We start from the raw sequence: 22,509 nt of genomic DNA, 5'->3' as shown, positions 1-22,509 counted from the left end.
CTCTGGGGGCTTTCACCATACCACCCGCTATGCGGGTGGTTGCTGATTTTCCTTAAGATCTCGCATTTGTTTTTGTAGGCTTTCCGAATCTGTATTAATACTTTCTACCGGTTGCCCTGCGATAACAAGAACTTCGGGAAATAAGCGTCGTTTTCTTTTCTTTTTAAACTGCTGCACTGAATTCTCGGCTTGGGAACCGGCTCCATGTAAGGCAATGGGAATAACCGGAACAGACTTGCGCTTTAAAATTTCCTCAAGGTCTTTCAGAAATGGCTGCAACTCGCCATCTTCGCTGATTTTTCCCTCAGGAAAAATACAGAGTAATTCCCCATTTTCAAAACTCTCCACTATGGTTTTGTAAGTGCGTTCACGGCTGTTTGGATCATCGAGATCCAAACCTATGGGAATAGCATCGCTCATATGCAATATACAGCGCAGTAAGCGGGATTTATAGATTTTAGGGTGTGCGATAAAGCGCACATAACGCTCGATGGTGTCCGCTAATATTACTGGATCTAGAAAACTGATGTGGTTACTGATAATGAGGGCGGGTCCCTCTCTGGGGATTTGATCCAATCCTTTTAGGCTGACCCGATAGAGGATTCGTGCAGGCAGCAATAGCAGCCCGCGCATGATGAACTCTGGTAGCTTGGCGAAAATCAGGGCGACCACAATCAGGTTTAGTAAAGCGATAATGATGAAATATGTGGGGATAGAGATCTTTAGGATATCCAGGAAAGTGATACTCACGAGAGTAGCGGCCACCATAAACAGTGCATTGACCATATTGCTGATCGCGATAATCTGCGAGCGGATCTTTACACTTGAGCGGTCTTGGATCATTGCGTACAAAGGAACAGTAAAAATACCGCCAAAAATACCAAGGAGCGCCATATTGAGAAGGATCCAATAGGAGCCATGATGGTTAAAAAATTGAGTCGGGTTTGCGTTGGGAAGTGTTTGAAAGCTATTGGACTGGAGACCCAGCGCCAATCCAGCGCAAGTGATGCCAATAGCACCCAATGGCACTAAACCCGATTCGATACGACCTCGAGATAGCCAGTTGCACAGCAACGACCCCAAGGCAGTGCCTACAGTGAGGCTGCTCAACAAAAAAGTAATAACATCTTCGTTTCCACCAAGAGTATCGCGGGTAAAGTTGGGAATCTGCGCAAGGAATGCTGTGATTGTCAGCCAGAACCAGGAAATAGCGAAAATGGAGTAAAACACTGGAGGTGTTTGCCAAGCTAAGTACATGACACGTATGACGTGTGCCACCGGGTTCCAATTGATGTGCAGTTTAGGGGATGAAGGCGGGGCCTTGGGAATTGCGCAACTTGCCAGAAAACCAATGAGGGCCATGAATATCAAAATGACCGCGATAAATGTCAATCCGTGTTGTCCGGGATGGGTGAATCCGACCAATATAGTACCGACAATTGTTCCAGCCAGGGTACCAATAAAGGCCCCCATTTGGATCAACGCATTACCAGCGAGTAGCTCACTTCTATTTAATTGCTGGGGTATCAGGGAAAATTTTGCCGCACTGAAAAGTGTAGAGGAAGTGCCATAGCAAAAAAAGACCACCATGCTCAGGGCATAATGTTGGGTAAACATCGCGATAATACCCACGATACCTATGCCTATTTCGGCCAATTTGTAGATTCTAATGAGCTTGCTTTTATCGAACTTATCGGAGATTTGACCTGCCAAGGAGGAAAAGAGGAAGTAGGGCAGAATCATTAGGCTAAAGGCAATATTGATCAGTGTGTTAGCTTCCTCTTCAGCCATGCGGAATGCGAGTAGAACTATTAACCCATTTTTGTACATATTGCGACTGAAAACTGCAACAATCTGGGTTACAAACAGCGGTAGGAAACGCCGCGTACCGAGTAGCTTAAACTGGTTTTGAGCCATTATTTATCGCTCTTGTGGGCAGTGCTCCGCATGGTGGCTGTGGCGTTATAGGTTGCTGGTTAAAGGCCCAATGAAGCCTATGGCAGCTATGGCCTTGTGGTTGAAATCCAAATCTGTACCTGAATATAGTGAATTCAGTAAACTGCCCGAAGTATTGTAATTAAATTCTACGGTATAAGGTTCAGGGGCTGATGGAGATTATCGGTTTGGATCAAAATTTTAAGTTAGGGGAGGTAATTCATGTTGGAATTAAGGCCAAATTGCGAGAGCTGTGATAAGGATCTACCACCGAGTTCAGAAGAGGCGATGATTTGTACTTACGAATGTACCTTCTGTCGCTTCTGTGTTGAGATGCTGTTGAATAATGTGTGCCCAAACTGCGGGGGTAACTTTTGTTCACGACCGATTCGCCCGCAAAGTGCACGGCGCAATGGGGTGAGCATCGAATATCAGCCGGCTTCAAAAAAGCGGGTGAATACGCCTTACAGCCAGGAAGAGATCCAAGTATTCGTTCAGCAAGTAAAAAGTATCCCGCCAGCGGACCGGTAAAAAGGTGACTGAAAGCATTTAGGTAGTTTCAAGCAATGTATTTCGGCAGGTCTATCTGGGTCAAACTGGGGCCATGCGGTTTCTTTCTAGGGTGAGTTGTCCTCTGTAGTAAGCTTTGGGGCTGGCAATATTTTGTCTGACGCCTTAAGTTATATCGCCTTTTTTAGGGGGAAGTTAGAAGGATAACTATGACGAGTATCGTAGCGGATATCGGTGGGACCAACGCCCGATTTGCCATCGCCAAGCCTGTAGCAGAGGGTTACCAGCTGGAAGAACTCAAAGTCGTTGATTGCCAACGCTTCGAGGGATTTGATGCAGCACTACAGCACTGGCTCGATGGGTTAAACCAGCCGCGCCCGGAGAAGGCGTGTATTGCAGCAGCCGGTCCGCTGGAGATGACTCCAACAGGTGGAAAGGTTTATATGACCAATCTGGGCTGGACTATTGACGCCGGCGAGCTGGCGCAAGAGTTTAGCTTTCCCCACCTAGAGCTGATTAATGATTTTGCCGCCTTGGCTCAGTCTCTGCCCCGTCTGGCCGAATCAGATTACCAGGTACTGCGCGATACTCCCCGGCAGGCAGGTGCCCCTATGGCGGTGCTCGGTCCCGGAACCGGCCTCGGTGTTGCCGGACTGGCTGAAGCCGATGGCCGATACCATGTGCTGGCGGGAGAGGGCGGGCATGCCAACCTGACAGTCTCCACTGAGCGTGAATTGCAGTTGCTGCAAATCCTGATGAAAACCCAGCTACCCGTTTTCAACGAATGGGTTTTGTCGGGCAATGGGCTGGTTAATCTCTATCGCGCAGTTTGCGAGCTGAACGGAGAGATCGCTGAGGACTTGACGCCCCCCGATATCAGCGCCCGAGGCCTTGAAGGTTCAGATCCGCTGTGCCGTGAAGCTCTGATAGATTTCCTCAATTTCCTCGGCAGTGCGGCCGGGGATGCGGCCTTGTATATGGGCGCTCGTGGCGGGGTATTTTTGGGGGGTGGTATACTGCCCAGGATCGCTGAACTGCTACCTGAGAGCGAGTTTGAGCAGCGTTTCCTGACGAAAGGGCGTGTCGCTCAATGGATGGAGGCCGTTCCGGTATACGCGTTGAATGCGGGTTATCAGGCTCTGATTGGCGCTGCAGTACAGCTTGAGGGGTAATTACTCGGTACTTTTGTTGGGTTATGGCCTGACAAACGTGTATTAAATTACACCTGTGATTGATCTCACACTTTTTCCCGTCTCCTCCCCCCTCGGGGGAGGATGTTATGGATTAGGGGCCGCCCTAGGATGCAGGGTCTCAACATAACGATAAGTCCAGGGAGAAGATGATGAGTCTATCCAATAAAGGTAAAGGGGCGCTCAGACCCACTTTGCTATCTGCTGCCATCGCGGCCTCCGTGTCCACCTCGGTTGGGGCCTATGCGCAGGAGCAGGAAACACTGGAAGAAGTAACAGTTACCGGTATTCGCACCAGCGTTTTGGACTCAGTTGAAGCCAAGCGCGCCGCCGATGTTGTGGCCGATGTGGTAGATGCGGGCGCTCTGTCATCTCTTCCCGACCAATCAATCGCCGATGCCCTGGGTCGTCTGCCCGGCGTAACCACCGTGCGATCCAACGGTCAGTCCTCACAGCTAAATATCCGCGGTATGAACGGCGACTTCCTGCAAACCACCTTGAATGGTCGCGAGCAGGCCTCTACCAGTGGTTATACCGAAAGTACTCGCTGGATGTCTTTTGACCAGTACCCAGCTGAGCTGATTAATCAGGCAGCGGTCTACAAGACTCCGAAAGCCTCTCATATTGAAGGTGGTGTAGCGGGCTCTGTAGAGCTGAAAACAGCCAATCCTCTCGACGCCGACAAAGAACACAACTTTAATGCCAATGTGCGTATGTCGTATAACGATGCAGCAGACGACGTCGGTGCCGACGAATTCGGTGAGCGCGTCACCCTGTCGTACATGGGTAAATTTATGGATGACAAGGTGGGCGTAGCCCTGGGTTATTCTCACCTTGAGCAGCCGAACAGCTTTGTAAAGTCCCGCACGGGTGCAGACGGCCAAATCGGTTATGAGCCAGGGAACGATTTCGATGGTGATGGCAGTGAAGATGCTTTACCGCGAGCGTTCCAGTGGCAATCCGGTGATGGTACCGATACTCGTAATGGTTACCTGGCCAGCGTCGTTTTCGAGCCTACCGATAGCTTCAAGGCCCAGTTAGATTATTTTAAGTCTGACTTTGAGCGTGTTGATACTCGCCACGGTATTACGGTTGGTGGCCTGGCCAATACAAACTTTTACACCCTTTCCGATACCGAAGTGAATGGCGGTGTGGTTACCGATGGTACGGTAATTATTACCGACCCTAAGACAACTGATGATTCCAGCCCCTGGTTTGAATCCCGCTCTGAGGATCAATCCACCCAGGCGGACAGCGATAGTATTGGTCTAAACCTGGAGTGGAATTTAGGTGATCGCCACACCCTGGCCGTTGACTACTCCTACAGTAAGGGCACCAAGACGCGCAAGGACCAGATTGTGTCCATGCACGCTTACGACCTGACCTACGATGACGATGGTAACTTAGATACCTGGGAGGAAGCTGCTGGGCAGAGCTTTGCCTATTCCCTCAATGGCGATGGTATTCCCTCAGGCGTTTTCTCCGGTGTAGATTTTACCGATCTGGATACCATGCGTTTGTCGCGCTACGAAGAATACCCCCACGAGTACACCGATAAGGTGGAAGCCTTCAAGTTCGATTACAAGTTCGATTTGGAGTGGCGAGCCATTGCCTCTATTGAGGCAGGATTCCGTGTCTCTGAGCGCACTTTTGACTCTGAGCGTGGAGCCTTCCTTTACGGTAGCCGCGATGGCCAATTCAATGGCTACTGTGCGGATAACCTGTCCGACATCGATTGTGAGCCGCAACTACTGGACGGCTATGTGAGTGTTGAATCCACCAGCGGGATACCACAGTTCGTAGTCAACGATATGGATGCCCTGGCTTCCAGTATTTTTGGAGCTGGTAACTACGAAGGTAAAAAGGTATTTAGCCAGGACTGGACTTTCGTTGAGTCCGGGACGATGAAAGAGGAAGTCTTTGCCTACTACTTGATGGCCAATATCGATACTCAGCTGGGGAGCATTCCAGTAACTGGTAATTTCGGTGTACGGGTTGTTGAAACCGATGTGAAGTCTAGCGGTATCCAAAATGTGGGTGCCGGCAATGGTATCGAAATTACTGATGACGTGGGTGTAACTTCAGATAGCTTCGACTATGTTGAGTACGGCCCCGAATACACAGACACCTTGCCTTCCCTTAACTTGAACTTTGAGCTGACCGAGCAGGACTACATTCGCTTTGCTGCAGCTAAAGTGATGGGTCGTCCACCGGTTGGGCAGCTGAAAGGCGGCGCTGGTTCCTGGAACAGCGTTAATAACGAAACGAACGATACTGAATACAATGTATGGACCAAAGGTTCTCCCTACCTCGATCCTTTCCGTGCAAACCAGTTTGACCTGGCTTATGAGCACTATTTTGAAGATGGCGGTGCGGTAACTGCAGCCATTTTCTGGAAAGATATCGAAAGCCTGGTAGAAAAGCAGTATATCTACCTGGATAGCCAGGCAGATCGAACGGCGCTGTTTGATTCCCTGGGCATTGAAATTCCCGTTGGTCTGGAAGCCGGCGCTTTCGAAACTTACGTGAACAACGACAAGGGTGGTTATATTCGAGGCATTGAGCTTGCGGGTACCAAAACCTTTGATCAGTTGCCGGGTATTTGGGCTGGCTTGGGTATGACCGCCAGCTATTCATATACTGAGAGTGAAACCGAAGTGAGTGGCGGTAACCTCTATGGTGAAAACCTGCCGTTGCCGGGCCTCTCTGAAAATGTCTGGAGCACTACAGTATTCTGGGACATCGGTAATTTCAGCTCCCACGTCAATGTTCGCTATCGGGATGAATTTATCCTGATTATGCCGATACCGGGAGGCTCTACTCCGGCCTTAGCTGAGGCGTACACTACCGTTGATGCTCAGATATCCTATGCATTTGATAATGGTATCGATGTGGTTTTCTCAGCGAACAATCTTACTGATGAGGCTGATGTGAAATCATATGGAGTAGATGGTGTCCTCGGTGAATATACTGAGTTTGGGCGTCAATTCTACCTCGGCTTGAACTATAGCTACTAAGTATCGCTGGTTCTTTCGGTGTAAAACTGAAGGTGTGATAAGAAACCGCCCGCTGAGCTACGCTTGCCGGGCGGTTTTTTTTTAAAATATTAAAGGGGCCGGCAATAAGTGCGGTGCCGAATTTTTGAGAGTCGCCATGAGCAATCAACGCAAAAAAATAATTATTCTTGGCGGGGGTACCGCTGGCTGGATAACCGCCAATCTGATGGCGACCCATTGGCAGAATAAAGGGTTTGAAATCACCCTGGTGGAATCACCTGATATTGGAATTATCGGTGTGGGGGAGGGATCAACTCCGCCGCTAAAAGGTTTTATGGAAACTATAGGGGTTAGCGAATCGGAGTGGATGCCAGCTTGTAACGCTACTTACAAAGTGGGAATTACTTTTAGGGATTGGTCGGTTAAACCGGGCTTTACCGAATATGTTCATCCCTTTGTTGGCCAGCCTGACCAATTTACTATCCCGGCATTTTTTCATAATAGTTACCTGCGCAGGAAGGGCGTTGACCTGGAGGGGCATCCGGATCACTTCTTTCTGGCAACTGAGATGATTCGGCAAAAATTATCCCCGGTCGCGCCAGAAAACTTCCCTTTTGAAATTGCCTATGGCTACCATTTTGATTCTGGTTTATTGGGCCAGTTCCTGCGTCGTGTTGCAGAACAGAAAGGCGTTCGCTATAAGGTGGCGACAGTGGCTGGCGCCATGCTCGATGCACAGGGAAATATTGATTACCTGAAAACTACTGATGGTGAGGTTCTCAAAGCGGATCTGTATGTGGACAGTTCCGGCTTCCGTGGAAGTCTTATACAACAATCCTTGAAGGTTCCATTTATTAGTAGCGCTGATAGTCTGTTTAACGATTCTGCGGTTGTATTTGCTACGGACCAAGAAAGGGAGTATGCACCGCACACTATTTCTACTGCGATGAAATATGGCTGGGCCTGGAAAATCCCACTGACTAATCGCAATGGCAACGGCTATGTTTATAGCTCTCGCTTTGTCGACGATGACAAGGCAGAAACGGAATTTCGCGCTCACTTGGGCTTGCTAGACAGTGATGTCGAGGCGCGTAGATTAAATTTCAAGGTGGGTCGGGTTGCCCAACACTGGGCCAAGAACTGCCTGGCGGTGGGGCTCTCCCAAGGCTTTATTGAGCCTTTGGAGGCAACGGCGCTGGATATGGTTCAGGAGACTGTTGTGCGCTTTATAGAGGCCTATAACAGTGGTGATCATACAGATAAGTATAGGGATGACTTTAATAATCGTATCAGCGCTCGTTTTGATGCGGTGCGGGACTATATCGTCTGTCACTATCGTATTAGTTCGAGAACAGATACGGATTATTGGATTGCCAATGGCACTAATGAAAAGATATCTCCCTCCCTGCGTTCAATCTTGATGTCTTGGATGGCAGGCAAGAATATTACTGATGAACTACTGGATCAAAAACTGGATGTCTATTTCCCGAATGTATCCTGGAATTGTCTGTTGACTGGCAAGGGGATTTACCCGGGGCAGGAACAGTTGCGTCCAGGTAATGAGTTTGCACACAAATATAAACTGGAAGAAATCAAGGATTTTAACCGCCGCTGTGCTCTGAACTTTATGCCGCACATGGATCAGTTAAATCAATTAAGGGTGGGGTAGAAGAAAATCTGGAATAGTGCTCGGGTTATCTCTGAGCACTATTCCACTTTAATAAGATAGGGAGGTGAATCGTTTTAAATTAATAAATGACTATTCGCTATCCTTTACTTCTATTTTCTCTGATTCTTTTATACGTAGTATGTGCTTTTCCCCACGCTCACCACGAATTTTAACCCGATCTCCAGATTTCATACCTTTGAGCTTGGCCTCATCGGCATCCAGGAAAAAGTAGCGGCCAGTCTGTTCATCTTTCAGGGAAAACTTACGCTCGGATTTTCCCGTTTCAAAATCTTCAGAGATAATTTCTTCCAAGGTGCCAGTTACAATCTCCTCTGCTTGTACAAACAGGGAGAAGCTCAATGCAAACGCTATTAGAATGAACTTTTTCATAGTATTTATCCTGCGGTAATGGATTTATAGTCTAATCACTGTAACTGACTAAGATAGTGGCCGACTGTTTGTCTGAGGCCATAGATTGAAACTCAATGGTTAAGCCAATATTTGAGTCGCTAAAGCTATCTCCTGGCTCCTTGAGTTCTGCTACATGGTTAAAGAGTCTATTATCGAGATAATGAACGGATACTGAATTTTCCATATGAGACGATGGGTTCAGTATGTCATGGCCTACATGGTAGTTCACGTAGTAGTAGTCTTCTCCATTCTGACTACCCGCACTCTCAACTTTCAGCTGCTGGGGCAGGTTTCCTGAGAGCTCTCCCGCAGTCAGCTCAATAGCCTCAATCTCCACCTCTTCGGTGCTGCCGGCGTTCTGGGTTACCGTTTGGGTATATTCAGGGAATAAATCATACCAGCCCATGTACTCTCGGTGACCACTGCCAAATAAGCGCGAAGTCCAGGCATTCCCCATAAAGCTCCCATCTGTTCCATACTCGCTTTCGCCACTATCGAAGGTATCGCCATCATTGTTGTCATCATTGCCTGCGTGGCTGAGTCCAATATTGTGGCCAAGTTCATGGCCCATTATTATCTGGTCTGTATAAGCGGTAACGATGCTCCACTTACCACCAACAGAGGCGACACCAGCCCCAACCAGCCCAGCACTCTTGGCCTTTGGTGGGTAGATGTAAACACGGTGGCGCCAGTCGCTTAGGTTGATAGGGTTGTTATTGTTATCAACTAAATTGGTTTCCGCCCATTCTGTTGCATTGTCACGCCAAGTGTATCCTCCGTCTGTATATTCTCCTCCCTGGCTGGAGCGGGCTGCCGCATCGTCAACACTTAGAGTGCCACCGTCTTGGTTATCCGGAATGTTGTAACTGATACAGTCGATGGAGCTATCTTCATTGCTACCTTCTCCATAGCAGTAATGTTCCAGGGAGCTGTCGCTGATGCGATGACGCAGGAATTTTAGTTGTCCCAATGAATTCTTTAGGTAGGTATTATCGAGAGAGTCTTCATCGTTAAAGACCATATTTGCAATATCAGAGATATCAGTGGTATCTGTAGGTACAGCATCAGAGAAGTTCATGAAAATGAATACGATACTGCTTTCATCAGGCTCTAAAGTGACGACAGAGAAGGTAATCGATTGAGTAATGCCATCGCTAAGTTGGAATGAAATGGTATCTTCTGTCGTTTCACCATTTTTTAAACTGTCTGCAGAATCATTCAGGCTGTATTCCCAATCTCCGTTGCTGTATAACTTGAAATCGCCGTAGGATCCGTTAAGAGTTTCCTCGACAAACTCCGGAGTATTGCCATCGACATCCTCCAAAAGGAATGTTCCTGAAGAAAATTCCTTACCTTCAACAATCAAAGTGGCCAGTGGGCTGGCGGGGTTGAACGTGTAGGCATCGTCGTAACCGGTTATGGAAATGGATATAGTGGCTTCTGAATCACTGGAGCCGATACCAATATTAAATGCGTCGGTCACTAATTCTGAGCCAGCAATTGGATCGGATAGTTCACTGTCCAAGGTATAGGTCCAGCTGCCATCGCTGGATATTTCAAGCTCTCCGTAAGTCCCTTGAAAATTTCCGGATTCAAAGGTTTGATTGCTGTTTGAGTTATCGACCAGTTGCCCTGAAACCGTTGTCTCGACATCTTCACTGACGCTGCCGCTGTCACCGCTTATGCTAGGGGAGTCATCGCCGTCGTCGTCATCCGAATCTGAACTGTCATCATCATCAGAGCTGGAGCTGTCATCATCAGAGCCAGTATTGCCATCGTCATCATCGCCGTCAGAGTTTGCCCCTGAATCGCTATCGCTGCTTACTGGAGTGCCGTCAGGTTCGTTGTCATCGGAGCTTCCGCCCCCACCGCAAGCAGTAAGAAATACAGATAAACTGATAGCCGTGAGTAACTTCAGTGAATAGGTCATATCGCCTCGATAGATCCGTTAAACCAAATGTAATTGGCGCGGAGTATAAAGAGCTGTCAGTCATATTCTGTGATGGCTGGCTTGCTTTTGAGGCTGATCTTTTGCTTGAGCAAAAAATGGTGCTATCGGTCGCACCTAGAAATTTTTTCAATAAAAATAAAGAAAATAGGTCGGAAAATAGTTGAGGATTTTAAGGTAGGAAAAAGAGTGGTTTGGGAGCCTGTTGGCAAAATAAAGTTGAACGCGGTCAACTATTCGCTGTGAATAGTCGACCGCAAAAATAATCTTATTCTGCAGGGAGTCCACTCAGAAACTGTTTTAAGTGTGAGACATTGCAATCTTTTGTGTCAGCGCAGTTTTCCAGGATTTTTTTCAATTGTTGGTCGTCACTCTGTTCAGTAGCTAATTTCAAATAGTAACGTACCTGATCAAGGTTTTTGCCTGGATTATCGTCTTGACTATAGGCCTCAGCAATTTTCAGTGAAGCTATGCCGTGCCCTCTCTTTGAGGCTTCCTCGTAGAGTGACATTGCTCGATCTAGATCAACTTCTACACCAAGCCCCTGTTCATACATACGGGCTTGGTTAAAGTATCCATACTTTGAATTTTGATTCGCTGCCTGCTCGAACCAATGAAGAGCCTCGGGATAGTTGTTGAAAGAATCACTACCGGAGTCCAAATATATGAGCCCCAGCTTATTCATAGCGCTTGCTAATCCCCTCTCTGCTGCTTGAGTGTAATAATAGATTGCCTGTTCCAGGTCCTTTTCTACTCCGTTACCTGCCTCGTAGAGTCCGGCCAACCTGGCACTGGAGTTGGCTGAACCTTCCGCAGCTGCGAGCCTATAAAGTTGTGCTGCATGGGTCGGATTTTGTTCCACTCCATAACCATTTTCGGCGGAGTAACCCATATTGGTAATACACTCCAGGTGGCCGGCCCGTCCACACAATAAATACCAGGCATAGGCAATATCGGCGTTGGCATCTGCAATAATATTCTTGGAGTGCAGGATCCCCATTTTTAATTGTGCAGGAAGATGATTGCGATATGCCGCAGCTTGATAGTCCCTGATAGATTGTTTGATATTAACCGGTTGGTCATGGGCGCCTAGTTGTGTGATACGCCCTCTCTCAAAGAGTGCGGCGGGGTTTCCTGCAATTGCGGCCTCATTGAGAAGTGCCATGCCCCCACTGGTTTCTTTTTTCTCCTCCAGCAGGTAGCTGGCGTAAAAAAACTGGGCTGGTGAAAAGCCGCTATCGGAAGCTTTTTGAATAAGCTTTTCAAATTGATAGTAATTATTCTGCTCAAGGTAACCAATAGCCTGGGTAAAGTGGGCTACGGGGTAACCTTTATTAGCGCTGGCTTGCAAGAATTGTGCAGCACCGGATTCGTTAGCTGAGTTAAATTCCTCTGACGCAAAAAGGGAGTAGAGTTCATACTCCGCCTGGCCCTTTTTCAGGTGTTGTTCGGCACTGGAGAGTAGTGAAGTTGCTAATTCTTTGTCCGGATCAATTCCCAGGCCCATAAAGGCTATATAGGCTAGGTAAACCTTCGCCTCTTCGAGCCCCAGGTCCGCAGCAGTAACAAATAATTGTGCGCACTCGTTAACTGCGAATTTTTCAGTTTTGCCACTGAGACACAGCCGCCCTAAACTGATATTGGCGGAAATGGACCCCATAACAATAGCGTCCAGATAAGCTTGTTCAGCCTGTGGATACTGCCCCTCCGCATGAAACACAATGCCTTCGGCGTGTCGAGCGGCATAATCTGTAGAGGCTAGTACCTGGATCACATCTGTATAGAGCTGATCTGATGTGCCGGCAAATGGATACCGGATCGCGAGCAGTCGATGTAGAAAGCGGGCATTATCGAAGTAGATTTTCGATACCTGATAGCCGCCTACTTCCTTTACGTTATAAACGCGGTATATAGCATTGCGACTATTTGCAAATTCAAAATAGCTATCAATAATTTCATAGCCGGATATGGTGAGCAGGTCTTCTGCATCTGCCCAGCTCCCGACCTCAAAGGCACTGTAGCTATACTCACCACTGCGTCCGGAAAGGATACCAGTAGCAATAAATTCAAATAGGTTTTTATGGTAGTTGGCTGCTTCTAACTGTCCCACAGACTCATAGCATTCTGCAGCGCTGAGATGGGGCGTCAGTGACAGGATGTTATTGTTTGTTACGGCCTTCCAGTCCACGGCTTCACAAGATTTATCCCCAGATTCAATCGCGGATAGCTCCGCCTGGTAGCGCTCTCTGGCCGCGATATTATTCAGGGGTTGCTGAGACTCAAGATAGGCAACCCAGAAATCTTCATAAGCAACTGTATCTGGAGCGCTAGCAATTTGTTCGGTTAGCAGCCTTATTTCGCTATCGCCGGGTTCGATGGAAGTGTGGGCCGCACAAGAGGCCAGTAAGTAAATAACGGGGGCAAAAAGGAATTTTTTCATTATTTACTTCCTGATCAGTGACTTAACCAGGTTTTTCATTGCCTTGCTGGTTTCCTGAGTATTCGAATTATCGCCCTTGGCCCAGAACTGATATTGAAGTGCTTCATCCAGTTTATCGAGTTCCTCCATATACTCGGCAATATCCGTATTGCGGACATGGTCCGCTTTGGATTTAAAGGCGTAGTTCACCGAGATGTTATTGCCAATATGATCGGAGGTTCTGGAGAAGGTGAACCAGGGATTGTCTATCTGTAGATCCTGGGATTCCTCTCTCCACAAAACCTCTCCAGTAATTTTGGCTACTGCTTTGTGGTTGATATCCACAGGATGTGCCAGCGCTAATGGGCTCTGGCGAATACGCTTCTGGGGGCTGGTAATATAAGAGGCGATACTGGAGCCATACAGTGAGAAAATCTTCCGAGCAGAGTTCAACTCGGCAAAATCACTGATCTCATATAGCTCCGATACCTGAAGTACATTTTCACCCCGATTGTCCTGGTGCTTGATATTGGATGTGATTTCAATACCGGGGTAGTAAGTTGCCATAAAGTTTGCGTAATTACTCTTTATGTATTCAGAGTCTGCTGACTGGAAAAATTGACGCATCTGCTCCGCTTTGAGAGCGCTGTAGGTGGACTCAACAGTTAGCCCTGCGGTATTGGCACCGGCATTGATTTCAAAATTTTCGGTGACATCCAGTTGCAGAGTGCCGTTGGCGGGATAAATCGTGGTTACTTGTTTTAATGCTCGGGTTCCCTTTCGAATGGGGAGCGCCAATTCATAATCAAAGAAGCCTTTGCTCTTGATATTGGAGCCCTGTCCGGAAGCGGTGCCGTCAACCCAATAATCTTGTCCATTGAGCTCAATGACGCTGATTACATGATCAAATGAACTGGGAGAGGGGATATCATTGGCAAGGTCACGACCGCGTCCTGAAGACACTAAAGCGGGGTAAGAGTTAACCCCCAGGTGAGACAACATGGCGGTTATTAATATGGCCTTGTCTTTACAGTCGCCATAGCGCTTATCCAAAGTCTCTCTCGGCGTTCGCGGTTGGTGTGAGTTGATTCCAAACTCGATCCCAAAGTAGCGAATATCCTCCTGAACGTAGGCAATAGCCTTGCTGACAGCTCCCTCAAGGCCTTCCTCTGCGCGCCATTGATCCAATTGCCGGGTGAGTTCCTGTGGCAGGGAGAGGTCAATATCGTAGAGTGTCATTGCCCAGTCGTTTACTTCAGCCCAGCTGTTATAGCCTGAATATTGGATGTAGTTGAATGGGTCATGCCAGTGAGGATATTCCCCCTCCTGAAGTATCGGAGATACCTGCTTCAGGTCCAGCGTGTACTGGTAAGTGTCGTTATTGCGGGTAACGTTCACCGGTACTTTTTCATTGTTAAAACGGTAGTTGAGCTTGTTGTCACTGGTAATTTTCACATAGCGCCTGTCGATGGCATCCGGCCATGACAAGTAGAAAGTACCAAAATCCCCGCGTTCAAAAATAGGATTGCTTCCCTCGAGTGTATAAGCGTAGGAGATTTTGTCACCGGGTCGGATATCCTCAAGAATGTAAAGCGCATTCCACATTTCAGAGTAGAGTTTGCTGGACAGCTCCTGCTCAGACTGGAATAACTTGAAGTCCTGTTTGTCCAGGCGATCAATCACTTGATCATTGCGGGTGACGGTAATTTCGTGAACGACCAGCTGCTGGAACGCGGGGTAAAAACTAATGTTCAGTTCCGATACCTGTTTAACCCCCTGCTGATTGAGGGGCTCCATCACCAACTGAAAATAGTATTGGTGTTGTTCGTTCGTATGGGATATCTGGGAGTTGCTCAGGTGATACCTAACACTGCCTTCGGGTGTGGCAACACTACTCGAGAGGTCGACGGCATCCACCCAAGTGGGTGTTGGGGCTATGTTAATTTCAGGGGTAGCCTGGGCCAGCGACACAGCAAATAAGAGAGTCACAGCCAGAATTTGGCCGAAGGAACGATATTTCAAAATGAGCCTCGATTGTTATCTACAGCCTATACCGGCGGAGACAGAATAGATCTTGGGTGGGGAGTAAGCAGAAGGGGCACGCAGGGCACCCTACGATTGATTCGCTCCTGTTGAACCCTGGATCTTCCCTATAGGGCAGTGCCTGTTGCCGTTTGGCTGCGGCGCTCCGTTACCGCTTGGTGTTGGGATCGTTTAGTGAACAGCCGGTAATATACCCCAATGGCTATGGGCTGAGTATCGGATGGGTATGACCGCTGGCGTTTTGAATAAGTTTTTCGGCGGTTCAAATTGATGAAGGCAGGGATTGTTGTGTCCAGGCGATAAAATGGTTAAAAAACAACCGAATCTTGAAGGTGGGAGGCCACCCAGCTTGAAAGCTGAGTGACCTGAGACCTGTTTATTGGGTTTGCTCCTGAACGGGCATTTCTTCGAGCTTAGCCTTTATCTCTTTCAGCTTTTCCTTAACCCGGGCTGCATTGTCGGGGCCCATGCGGATCATCAGCTTTTGTATTCCAGGGAGTTTTTCCAGTTTTGGATCGGCGAATTTGTAATACACCGACGGGCGTATCAATTGAATAGGGCCTTCAACATCTGGCGCTGCCAGTACATTGTCGATTGCTCCAATCACCACTTGGTGGAATGACTTGTTACGAATCCCCAGCTCGCTGTAGGCCTGGGCTAAACGGGGGTACCAGTACTGATACAAGGTGATGATTGCATCAGTGTTAGCCAGTGCGAACAATCGTACTGGTTGGTCGTAACGGCGATAGTTCTCCGGGGAGAGCTGGTAGCCTTCAGCGGATGACCCGGTAACGGTGATGGGGCCGCGAATGGTTTTCAGCGGGCGATGCTTGTGAATCAGCTCACCACGGGATGCTGCGTTGGCAGCGGCCACCCATTTACGTATTACTTCGTCGGGTACCAGCCAGCGGGACAGGGCGCCGTCGGGTGCCAAGGACATTAATTCGTCATATGCGGCCTTATCGCTATCGTTCAGGGGGGGAGGCGGCTCTCTGCCGGGCTCCTCTTCAATGACCGGCTCCTCGGGCGGTTGGGCTGGTTCCTGGCTCTCAGGTTGTGCCAGGGCTTCTGGCTCGGGAGCAGTTTGGGGTTCTTCGACAACACCGATGGTGGGAATATCTTTTTTCTTTTCCTCGCCGGTCCAGAGCCAGTAGGCTGCTGCAGCGACAACGACCACCACAATAATGCCGATGATCCACCCTTGCCTAGATTGTTGTTCCGACATTCCCTGCCTCCTTTGACTGCTAACAGAATGTGACGCTTGGACCACGACAAAGCGCTGCGGTTTCTCGCGATCTGCTGGTTTTACATTACTCTGCAAAAGCGCCGCTCGCAAAATAGTTTTACTATGGGGTAATTGCACAACCTTATTGCCGGTCTTATACCCTGCGCAGCACCTACGCCCCCGCGCGGGAGGATGTTTGATTTACTGGGCCTATTAGAGTGGCCTGGGGAGCTTCTGAATAATTCTGAGCGGCGAATAAAAGAGAGAACAATGGGAAAATTCACCAGCTTATTGATTGGCCTGATGCTGGGTGGTGTACAAGCTGCCGTGGCTGCAGAGCCGGTAGATCCTTTTTGGCGCAATGCGACAGTCTATTTTATGTTGCCGGACCGTTTTAATAACGGCGATCGCAGCAATGACTTCCCCTACGGTCGCAAAGACGATGCGGCATACCTGCGTGGCTTTGAGGGAGGGGATCTGCGCGGCGTTATCGAGAAAATTGAAGCGGGGTATTTTAATGATCTCGGAGTCGATGCTATCTGGATGGCCCCGGTGATTGAGAACATCCATGGCTACAATGAGTCCGATAAACGCACCTACGCTTTCCATGGCTACTGGCCTAAGGACTGGACTGCCGTAGATGCCAACTTTGGCACCGAAGCAGAACTGGCAGAATTGATTGAGGTAGCTCACAGCCAGGGGATTCGCGTATTGCTGGATGTAATTCTCAATCACACCGGGCCAGTCACTGAACAGGATTCCAGATGGCCCTCGAGTTGGCTGCGCAATAGCCAGCAATGCGACTGGTCTGACTATGCCGGCAATGTTGAGTGTGCAATTCACGCGAACCTGACGGATATCCTCACGGAGAGCGAGAAAGATGTCGAGTTGCCGCCGCAACTGGTGGCAAAGTGGAAAAAAGAAGGCCGCCTGCAGCAAGAGCAGCGTGAACTGGATGCCTTTTTCGAGCGCACTGGCTATCCCCGCGCCCCCAAATATTACCTGATCAAGTGGTTAACCGACTGGGTGCGTGAATACGGTGTCGATGGTTTTCGTGTGGACACCGTCAAACACGTAGAGCCACAAGCCTGGGCAATACTGAAAAACGAAGCGGATATAGCCCTGGCGGAGTGGAAGGCTGAGAACCCGAAGAAGAAATTGGACGATCGCAATTTCTTTATGGTGGGTGAGGTTTACCATTTCGGCGTTAACAACTTTGGTCCCAGTGTTGGTCGCTCTTACGATTATAGCGATCGGAAAGTGGACTTTTATCAGTACGGTTTTGACAGCCTGATTAACTTCGATTTTGCCCAGGTTGCGGGCAAGCCAGCGGAGGATATTTTCTCCAGCTATTCCTCCTCCTTGAACAGTGGTGAACTAAAAGGGTTCGGTGTCCTGAATTATCTGGGCTCCCACGATGACCATCACTCATTTGACCGCGAGCGTCAGCACACACTGAGTGCCGCAAGTAAACTGATGTTGGCGCCCGGTGCAGTGCAGATATATTACGGTGATGAACTGGCGCGCCCCATGATTGATGATCGCGCATTTGGCGACGCCTCTATGCGCACCAATATGAACTGGGATGACTTGGAAAAGCCGGAAACCCGTGCATTGCTGGCTCATTGGCAGAAGCTTGGGATGTTTCGTCGATCGCACCCGGCAGTTGGCGCTGGTGTACACCAGAAGCTGGAGGATAAGCCTTATACATTCTCCCGCACCTTATCTGGTGAGCAGCCGGTAGTTGTGGCGATGGAACTGTCCGCGGGTGAGAAGAGCGTATCAGTTAAAGGTGTGTTTGCCGATGGTATCGAACTGACCGATTACTACTCGGGTAAGCGAGCCAAAGTTGAGGATGGCAGGGTGAATTTCGATACAGAGGGAACTCTGCTACTGCTATCTGCTAAATCGCAGTAAATCCAAAAAAGAAAGCCCCTGCAGATAGCACTGCTGGGGCTTTCAGCATCCTTGAAAATGGGATGACTTAATCGTTGTTCATTGTTGTTGTGGTGAACTGGTTACATACCATCACATCAACGTCCAACTGGCCAATTACACGCTCGGCAGTATTGCCACGCAGGAATGAGCCGGTCTCGCCGTACTGATTCATGGTTCCCATCACGACCAAGTCTGCATCGATCTCACGGGCCACCTCCTCAACAACATCACTGGTATAGCCGCGCTTTACGTGAATGCGATGGGTGGGGACACCGGTTTTATCGGCAAGCTTGGCCAAAGCACCGCGATCTGGGTAGAGCATGGAATCCAGGAAAGCGTTTACGAGGTGTAGCTCTGCCCCGTAATGACCTGCGATATAGGTCGCGCGTTCGCTGATCTGGCGATTGAGCTCGCGCTGCTCGAGGGTTTTTGCCTGGTAGTTAACGGTAGCCAATACAACTTTGCGCTCGTCCTTGGCGCCGGGGCGAATCAATACTACCGGGCAGCGCGCTGTTTTCAGGACTCGCCACTTGGATTCGGCGAAAGTAAAGCGACGGCTGCTCTTCGCGTGTACTGGTAGGTAGATCATTTCTGCGTTGCAACGCTTTGATTCCTGCACGATGGCCGCCTGCCAATCACTGGACCAGCAAACAGTGATCTCACAGGAAAGACCAGCTTCTGAGATGGGTTCACGAATTTGTTCACGGAACCACGACTCATCGCGAAATAGGTGGTCGTTAACTGCACGGGTATCCACCGCTTCACCATCAACTGCGACGAATACAGCCAGTCGCGGCTGAGGATTGCGTCCACGTGAAGTGATCAGGGCTCGCTCCAGAGCTACATGCTTCTCATCGTTAGGGTCCACTACAACGAATACGGTGCTTTGCTGCTCCATTTTTTCTCCTCAACTAAGCGTGTTACTGGCCAGTGCGACCTGCAGTTGACCAAGAGGTCTAATCTATCATGATGGGGTGGTCAGCCCGAGTACCTGACTGTCCCATTTGTCGAATTTGGCGCCTATCTCATCGAATAATTTTGTTGCGCATAATGGCGAAGTTGGGGGTGGGGGTATTGAGGTAGATCAAGTTTATAGGTAGCGCGTGCAAGCCCTACTACAACCAAAATGCGGGTGACCAGAATTCGAAATGTATTCTTGCCTGGTAGCGTTATTGAGAGCTGGTTGGAGTATGTTGGGATTGGAATTACCTAGAGAGTGGGGGGCTAACTACAACACCATAAGTAACTATCGGCTACAGGCTCTTTGAGTTAAGCCGTGATCGGTTCTTTTAGTCTTTCCCAAAGAAACTTACTCGGTGAAGAGGGAGCGCGCACTATACGCGCGTCCCTAGTGCTCAATTCGTAAGGTTTAGACTTCCCGATACTGGTCAATGAGCGCTTTGATATTTTTCTTAAGTACAGCGCCAATATCTCCACCTGCACCGCCCACGGACAGATCACTATCGGCGTGAGCCTTGTATTTAACATCACCGGTTTCGGAGTCCTTAACAGTCAGGACAGAGTCAACGCCTCCCTTTCCTGCGCCAAAGCCAACAGCCCAGCGCAATGCGCGATTTCCGTATTGAACCTTCACATCAAGATCAACGAGCAAAGTCTTGCCTTCAGCTTCATCTAAGGAATTGACGAGTTGATAATCGCTCTCTCTGGCAAATTCCTCGAGTTCACTGCGGGTATGGAGCTCCCAACTTTTCATTTTTTCCTGTAGGGCACTATTGTTTTTGGCTGCACTTTCATTTGAGTACACCCTTACATCTTGTATTAATATATTTTTATAGTCTTCAAAACTTTGCGCTTGAACGTCTGTTTTTACGTGTGCGACACCACATCCGTATAAAGCTGAAAGTGTCACTGCAAGGCAAAACACCTTTATCCCTTTGAAAAATTTCATCCTTTTCCCCTTAATTTGAATATAAAAGCTGAAGCTTCACAGTAAAGATCGAGCCTAGCTGTCTATTTCAGTTACCGGCTGAGCGGTTTTATAGTTAGTGCAGATGGAATGAACTACATGTTCACTGCCCGGTAAGTTTACAAGGAAAATACATTACTTTCTCTACTGATAAGGTGAGATCACACTTGAATGAAGCTATGGTGCCAAGTTGTAAGGCAGTTTCCTTCAGATACACTATGCCAAAACTTGAGCCTGCAGTCTGAGGAACTAATCAAAATTGTCTACCGCAATAGCTTAGATGCATAGCAGGTTTTGTATGGCAGATTGCCACATCTACTGTAGGAGGTAGGTAGATAAACTTAGTGATTTGGGTGTTTAAGTGACAAATTGAAGTGTTTTTAGAAAGGTTCTATGTTTAACGCCCGTCCCTCTTGCTAGCGACTGGTAGAGAGATCAAAACGCAAAACATGTGTTTGTACCGTCGTTTGTTATATATTTTTAGCTACTGATTGAACTGACACAAATCCAGTTCCCGACCATTAAGGTAGCCGTACTGGGTACCTAAAACGTAGTTAAACAAAATGTAAGCCCTGAAATGTCGCAGAGGTGTAGTTCATTGGCTAGTTATATGCTGTTTATCAATTAGCAATTTCTTTATTCATTCTACTTGGCTCATAACGCGCTATAAAAGGTTTAAGCGTTACAGAGAAACTGCGAAGTGAAGCTCCAGCCCTGTCGGAGTGACTTTCATTAATTTATTATGAATTTTCGATATTCCAGTTGTCTACGACATTTGAGTGGATTAATTCTCTAATGCTAATTATTAACGTCGATATACCCAGGGCTAGCGCACCTATACCCAGTTTGAAAGTGTAGTCGCATAGCGAACTAGATAACTCGGCTAGCCGGAAGCAGTTTAACTTTTCGCTTAGCACCATTTCATCTTGTGCAACAGTAAATACGCCTTTGCAAAAATCTTTAATATCAAAATGAGCACAAGAAGATGCAGCACCGAGTGCGTACCATGCAACAAATCCAGATAATAAGGCAAGTGAAAGAAAAGTTACTTGCCGCTTGCTAAATTTCAATTACTGCCTCCATTTACACTTTTCGAACAGTCGAGTAATTTCTTGTAAGCCCAGCGCACATAATGCAGGATTATGTCGATTTTCTCGATATCCTGGATGCAATATTACTCTAGACTACGGTAAATAAGGCATTACTACAGCTATAACGGAGCTGTGTAAACATCCAAATCATATGGAGACGCTATAGCTATAGAGTTGGCTGAAGAGCTTGCTCGTGGAGATAGACCTTGAGGTCGGGCGATTGAACAGGTGGGGGAAGGTTGGGTGGCTGAAGAGGCTCTTGTTATTTCAGTTTACTGTGCCCTTAAAGCTCCAAGCTTCAAAGAAGCGTTGCTGATGGCTGTTAATCACGATGGCGATTTAGATTCTACAGGTTCTATTAGCGGAATCCTGATTGGTGCCAATTAGGGTGTGGGTGCAATTCTTGCAAACTGGTTGGCTCAACTTGAGCTATCTGATGAGATATCAGAAATAGGTCAGGATCTACTGGAGTTTCGAGATTGGCCTGTAAGTGAGTTTGATGAACACTGCGATTATGCTCATGGAATAACTAAGAAATATCTGGGGTATTAATTTCTATCTATCTAGAGTCATCGCTAAGAAGTGCTCACATACCGTCATTACTTCAAGCATTTAAAGCTAGAGTTGTGAGTGATTCTGTTTTCCCGTCTGTTTAAATTTTGGTCTTAAAAGCCAAATTATCTTCGCTATTTAGACCTGTAGCACAAATATCTACTACGCCCCCTATAGGGAGGATGTGCTCTCAAGCACTGATTATTAGCCTTCCAAATGCCCGAATAGTTGTAATTTCGGGGTTGCAGTAGCACAGGAGGTGCATATTACCGCTGCTGTTCGGTATCTATTCACACACTACCGGCTTATTGATGCCTTTGGTGGTCTGTGGATATCTCAGGATGAGTGATCAATTGGCCGGGTATTGAAATCCAGCAGTTTAGATACTGCATAGTTGGGGTTTCCAAATATCTGGCTTGAATTGCAAAAAATAATAAATGGTCACCTGTGATGATAAGCCTGAACTTTTCTTCGCCGCTTGTGGTGCTTCCCACAAATTCTTTTCTTGAGCGAATGCCTATTGGTTGTGTCGCCTGAGGAGAATATTTCTAGCTCCTACTGTGGGGCGAATGCAATCTAAGTATTTGCAAGTGCCTGGGAAAAGGCGTGCTTATAGGTTGACCCTATTTATGTAGAAATGGAGAGTCATTAATCA

Annotated in this window: 15 protein-coding genes; 6 read left to right on the top strand and 9 right to left on the bottom strand. The window is 48.0% G+C overall.

Annotated elements, in window-relative coordinates:
- Positions 1–27: 27 nt before the first annotated feature.
- The gene (locus tag ACJJI8_RS03685) at positions 28–1,917 is read right to left on the bottom strand and encodes an MFS transporter (protein ID WP_444934310.1); all 1,890 of its coding nucleotides are present in this window, start codon (positions 1,915–1,917) and stop codon (positions 28–30) included.
- Positions 1,918–2,157: 240 nt separating this feature from the next.
- Between ACJJI8_RS03685 and ACJJI8_RS03680 the strand changes: the two genes are divergently transcribed.
- The 4 genes from ACJJI8_RS03680 to ACJJI8_RS03665 all read left to right on the top strand — a co-directional run bounded on the left by ACJJI8_RS03680 (position 2,158) and on the right by ACJJI8_RS03665 (position 8,300).
- Positions 2,158–2,466 (top strand): DUF1272 domain-containing protein, encoded by a 309-nt coding sequence (locus ACJJI8_RS03680; RefSeq protein WP_444934309.1) that lies wholly within the window; start codon positions 2,158–2,160, stop codon positions 2,464–2,466.
- Positions 2,467–2,654: 188 nt separating this feature from the next.
- Complete coding sequence (glk, locus tag ACJJI8_RS03675; RefSeq protein WP_282931051.1) at positions 2,655–3,617, top strand: glucokinase; 963 nt, start codon at positions 2,655–2,657, stop codon at positions 3,615–3,617.
- 170 nt (positions 3,618–3,787) lie between these two features.
- A complete protein-coding gene (locus ACJJI8_RS03670) occupies positions 3,788–6,652 on the top strand; it encodes a TonB-dependent receptor (protein WP_444907118.1) in 2,865 nt (954 codons plus the stop codon).
- Positions 6,653–6,788: 136 nt separating this feature from the next.
- On the top strand, positions 6,789–8,300 hold the full coding sequence (locus ACJJI8_RS03665) for a tryptophan halogenase family protein (protein WP_444934308.1): 1,512 nt from the start codon (positions 6,789–6,791) through the stop codon (positions 8,298–8,300).
- A 90-nt stretch (positions 8,301–8,390) separates the two neighbouring features.
- Here the strand turns inward: ACJJI8_RS03665 and ACJJI8_RS03660 are convergent, their stop codons facing one another.
- The 5 genes from ACJJI8_RS03660 to ACJJI8_RS03640 all read right to left on the bottom strand — a co-directional run bounded on the left by ACJJI8_RS03660 (position 8,391) and on the right by ACJJI8_RS03640 (position 16,346).
- Positions 8,391–8,690 (bottom strand): hypothetical protein, encoded by a 300-nt coding sequence (locus ACJJI8_RS03660; protein WP_444895935.1) that lies wholly within the window; start codon positions 8,688–8,690, stop codon positions 8,391–8,393.
- A 31-nt stretch (positions 8,691–8,721) separates the two neighbouring features.
- The gene (locus ACJJI8_RS03655) at positions 8,722–10,641 is read right to left on the bottom strand and encodes a VCBS domain-containing protein (RefSeq protein ID WP_444934307.1); all 1,920 of its coding nucleotides are present in this window, start codon (positions 10,639–10,641) and stop codon (positions 8,722–8,724) included.
- Positions 10,642–10,927: 286 nt separating this feature from the next.
- Complete coding sequence (locus ACJJI8_RS03650; RefSeq protein WP_444934306.1) at positions 10,928–13,099, bottom strand: tetratricopeptide repeat protein; 2,172 nt, start codon at positions 13,097–13,099, stop codon at positions 10,928–10,930.
- 3 nt (positions 13,100–13,102) lie between these two features.
- Positions 13,103–15,100 (bottom strand): DUF3857 domain-containing transglutaminase family protein, encoded by a 1,998-nt coding sequence (locus ACJJI8_RS03645; protein ID WP_444934305.1) that lies wholly within the window; start codon positions 15,098–15,100, stop codon positions 13,103–13,105.
- 397 nt (positions 15,101–15,497) lie between these two features.
- A complete protein-coding gene (locus ACJJI8_RS03640) occupies positions 15,498–16,346 on the bottom strand; it encodes a DUF3014 domain-containing protein (RefSeq protein WP_444934304.1) in 849 nt (282 codons plus the stop codon).
- Positions 16,347–16,616: 270 nt separating this feature from the next.
- On the opposite strand from ACJJI8_RS03640, the gene ACJJI8_RS03635 reads away from it, so the two are divergent.
- Positions 16,617–18,263, top strand: a complete 1,647-nt coding sequence (locus tag ACJJI8_RS03635) for an alpha-amylase family glycosyl hydrolase (RefSeq protein WP_444934303.1) — start codon at positions 16,617–16,619, stop codon at positions 18,261–18,263.
- Between the two features lie 67 nt (positions 18,264–18,330).
- On the opposite strand, the gene ACJJI8_RS03630 is transcribed toward ACJJI8_RS03635, so the two are convergent.
- The 3 genes from ACJJI8_RS03630 to ACJJI8_RS03620 form a co-directional block, all read right to left on the bottom strand.
- Positions 18,331–19,182 carry a universal stress protein gene (locus tag ACJJI8_RS03630; RefSeq protein WP_413663505.1) on the bottom strand — a complete coding sequence of 284 codons (852 nt, stop codon included), beginning with the start codon at positions 19,180–19,182 and terminating at the stop codon, positions 18,331–18,333.
- A 471-nt stretch (positions 19,183–19,653) separates the two neighbouring features.
- On the bottom strand, positions 19,654–20,193 hold the full coding sequence (locus ACJJI8_RS03625) for a hypothetical protein (RefSeq protein WP_282931061.1): 540 nt from the start codon (positions 20,191–20,193) through the stop codon (positions 19,654–19,656).
- Positions 20,194–20,951: 758 nt separating this feature from the next.
- Positions 20,952–21,281, bottom strand: a complete 330-nt coding sequence (locus tag ACJJI8_RS03620; protein WP_444934302.1) for a hypothetical protein — start codon at positions 21,279–21,281, stop codon at positions 20,952–20,954.
- Between the two features lie 249 nt (positions 21,282–21,530).
- On the opposite strand from ACJJI8_RS03620, the gene ACJJI8_RS03615 reads away from it, so the two are divergent.
- On the top strand, positions 21,531–21,689 hold the full coding sequence (locus ACJJI8_RS03615; protein ID WP_444907129.1) for an ADP-ribosylglycohydrolase family protein: 159 nt from the start codon (positions 21,531–21,533) through the stop codon (positions 21,687–21,689).
- The last annotated feature ends 820 nt before the right edge of the window (positions 21,690–22,509 follow it).

This window comes from Microbulbifer maximicatervae (SeqCode) (assembly GCF_052467695.1).
The sequence above is the reverse complement of the archived record's forward strand: the minus strand, read 5'-3'. Positions and strand labels throughout refer to the sequence as shown.

Excerpts from the sequence above, each read along its gene's own strand:
- ACJJI8_RS03685 (WP_444934310.1), bottom strand. The coding sequence starts at position 1,917 with ATGGCTCAAAACCAGTTTAAGCTACTCGGTACGCGGCGTTTCCTACCG.
- ACJJI8_RS03680 (WP_444934309.1), top strand. The coding sequence starts at position 2,158 with ATGTTGGAATTAAGGCCAAATTGCGAGAGCTGTGATAAGGATCTACCA.
- glk (WP_282931051.1), top strand. The coding sequence starts at position 2,655 with ATGACGAGTATCGTAGCGGATATCGGTGGGACCAACGCCCGATTTGCC.
- ACJJI8_RS03670 (WP_444907118.1), top strand. The coding sequence starts at position 3,788 with ATGAGTCTATCCAATAAAGGTAAAGGGGCGCTCAGACCCACTTTGCTA.
- ACJJI8_RS03665 (WP_444934308.1), top strand. The coding sequence starts at position 6,789 with ATGAGCAATCAACGCAAAAAAATAATTATTCTTGGCGGGGGTACCGCT.
- ACJJI8_RS03660 (WP_444895935.1), bottom strand. The coding sequence starts at position 8,690 with ATGAAAAAGTTCATTCTAATAGCGTTTGCATTGAGCTTCTCCCTGTTT.
- ACJJI8_RS03655 (WP_444934307.1), bottom strand. The coding sequence starts at position 10,641 with ATGACCTATTCACTGAAGTTACTCACGGCTATCAGTTTATCTGTATTT.
- ACJJI8_RS03650 (WP_444934306.1), bottom strand. The coding sequence starts at position 13,099 with ATGAAAAAATTCCTTTTTGCCCCCGTTATTTACTTACTGGCCTCTTGT.
- ACJJI8_RS03640 (WP_444934304.1), bottom strand. The coding sequence starts at position 16,346 with ATGTCGGAACAACAATCTAGGCAAGGGTGGATCATCGGCATTATTGTG.
- ACJJI8_RS03635 (WP_444934303.1), top strand. The coding sequence starts at position 16,617 with ATGGGAAAATTCACCAGCTTATTGATTGGCCTGATGCTGGGTGGTGTA.
- ACJJI8_RS03630 (WP_413663505.1), bottom strand. The coding sequence starts at position 19,182 with ATGGAGCAGCAAAGCACCGTATTCGTTGTAGTGGACCCTAACGATGAG.
- ACJJI8_RS03625 (WP_282931061.1), bottom strand. The coding sequence starts at position 20,193 with ATGAAATTTTTCAAAGGGATAAAGGTGTTTTGCCTTGCAGTGACACTT.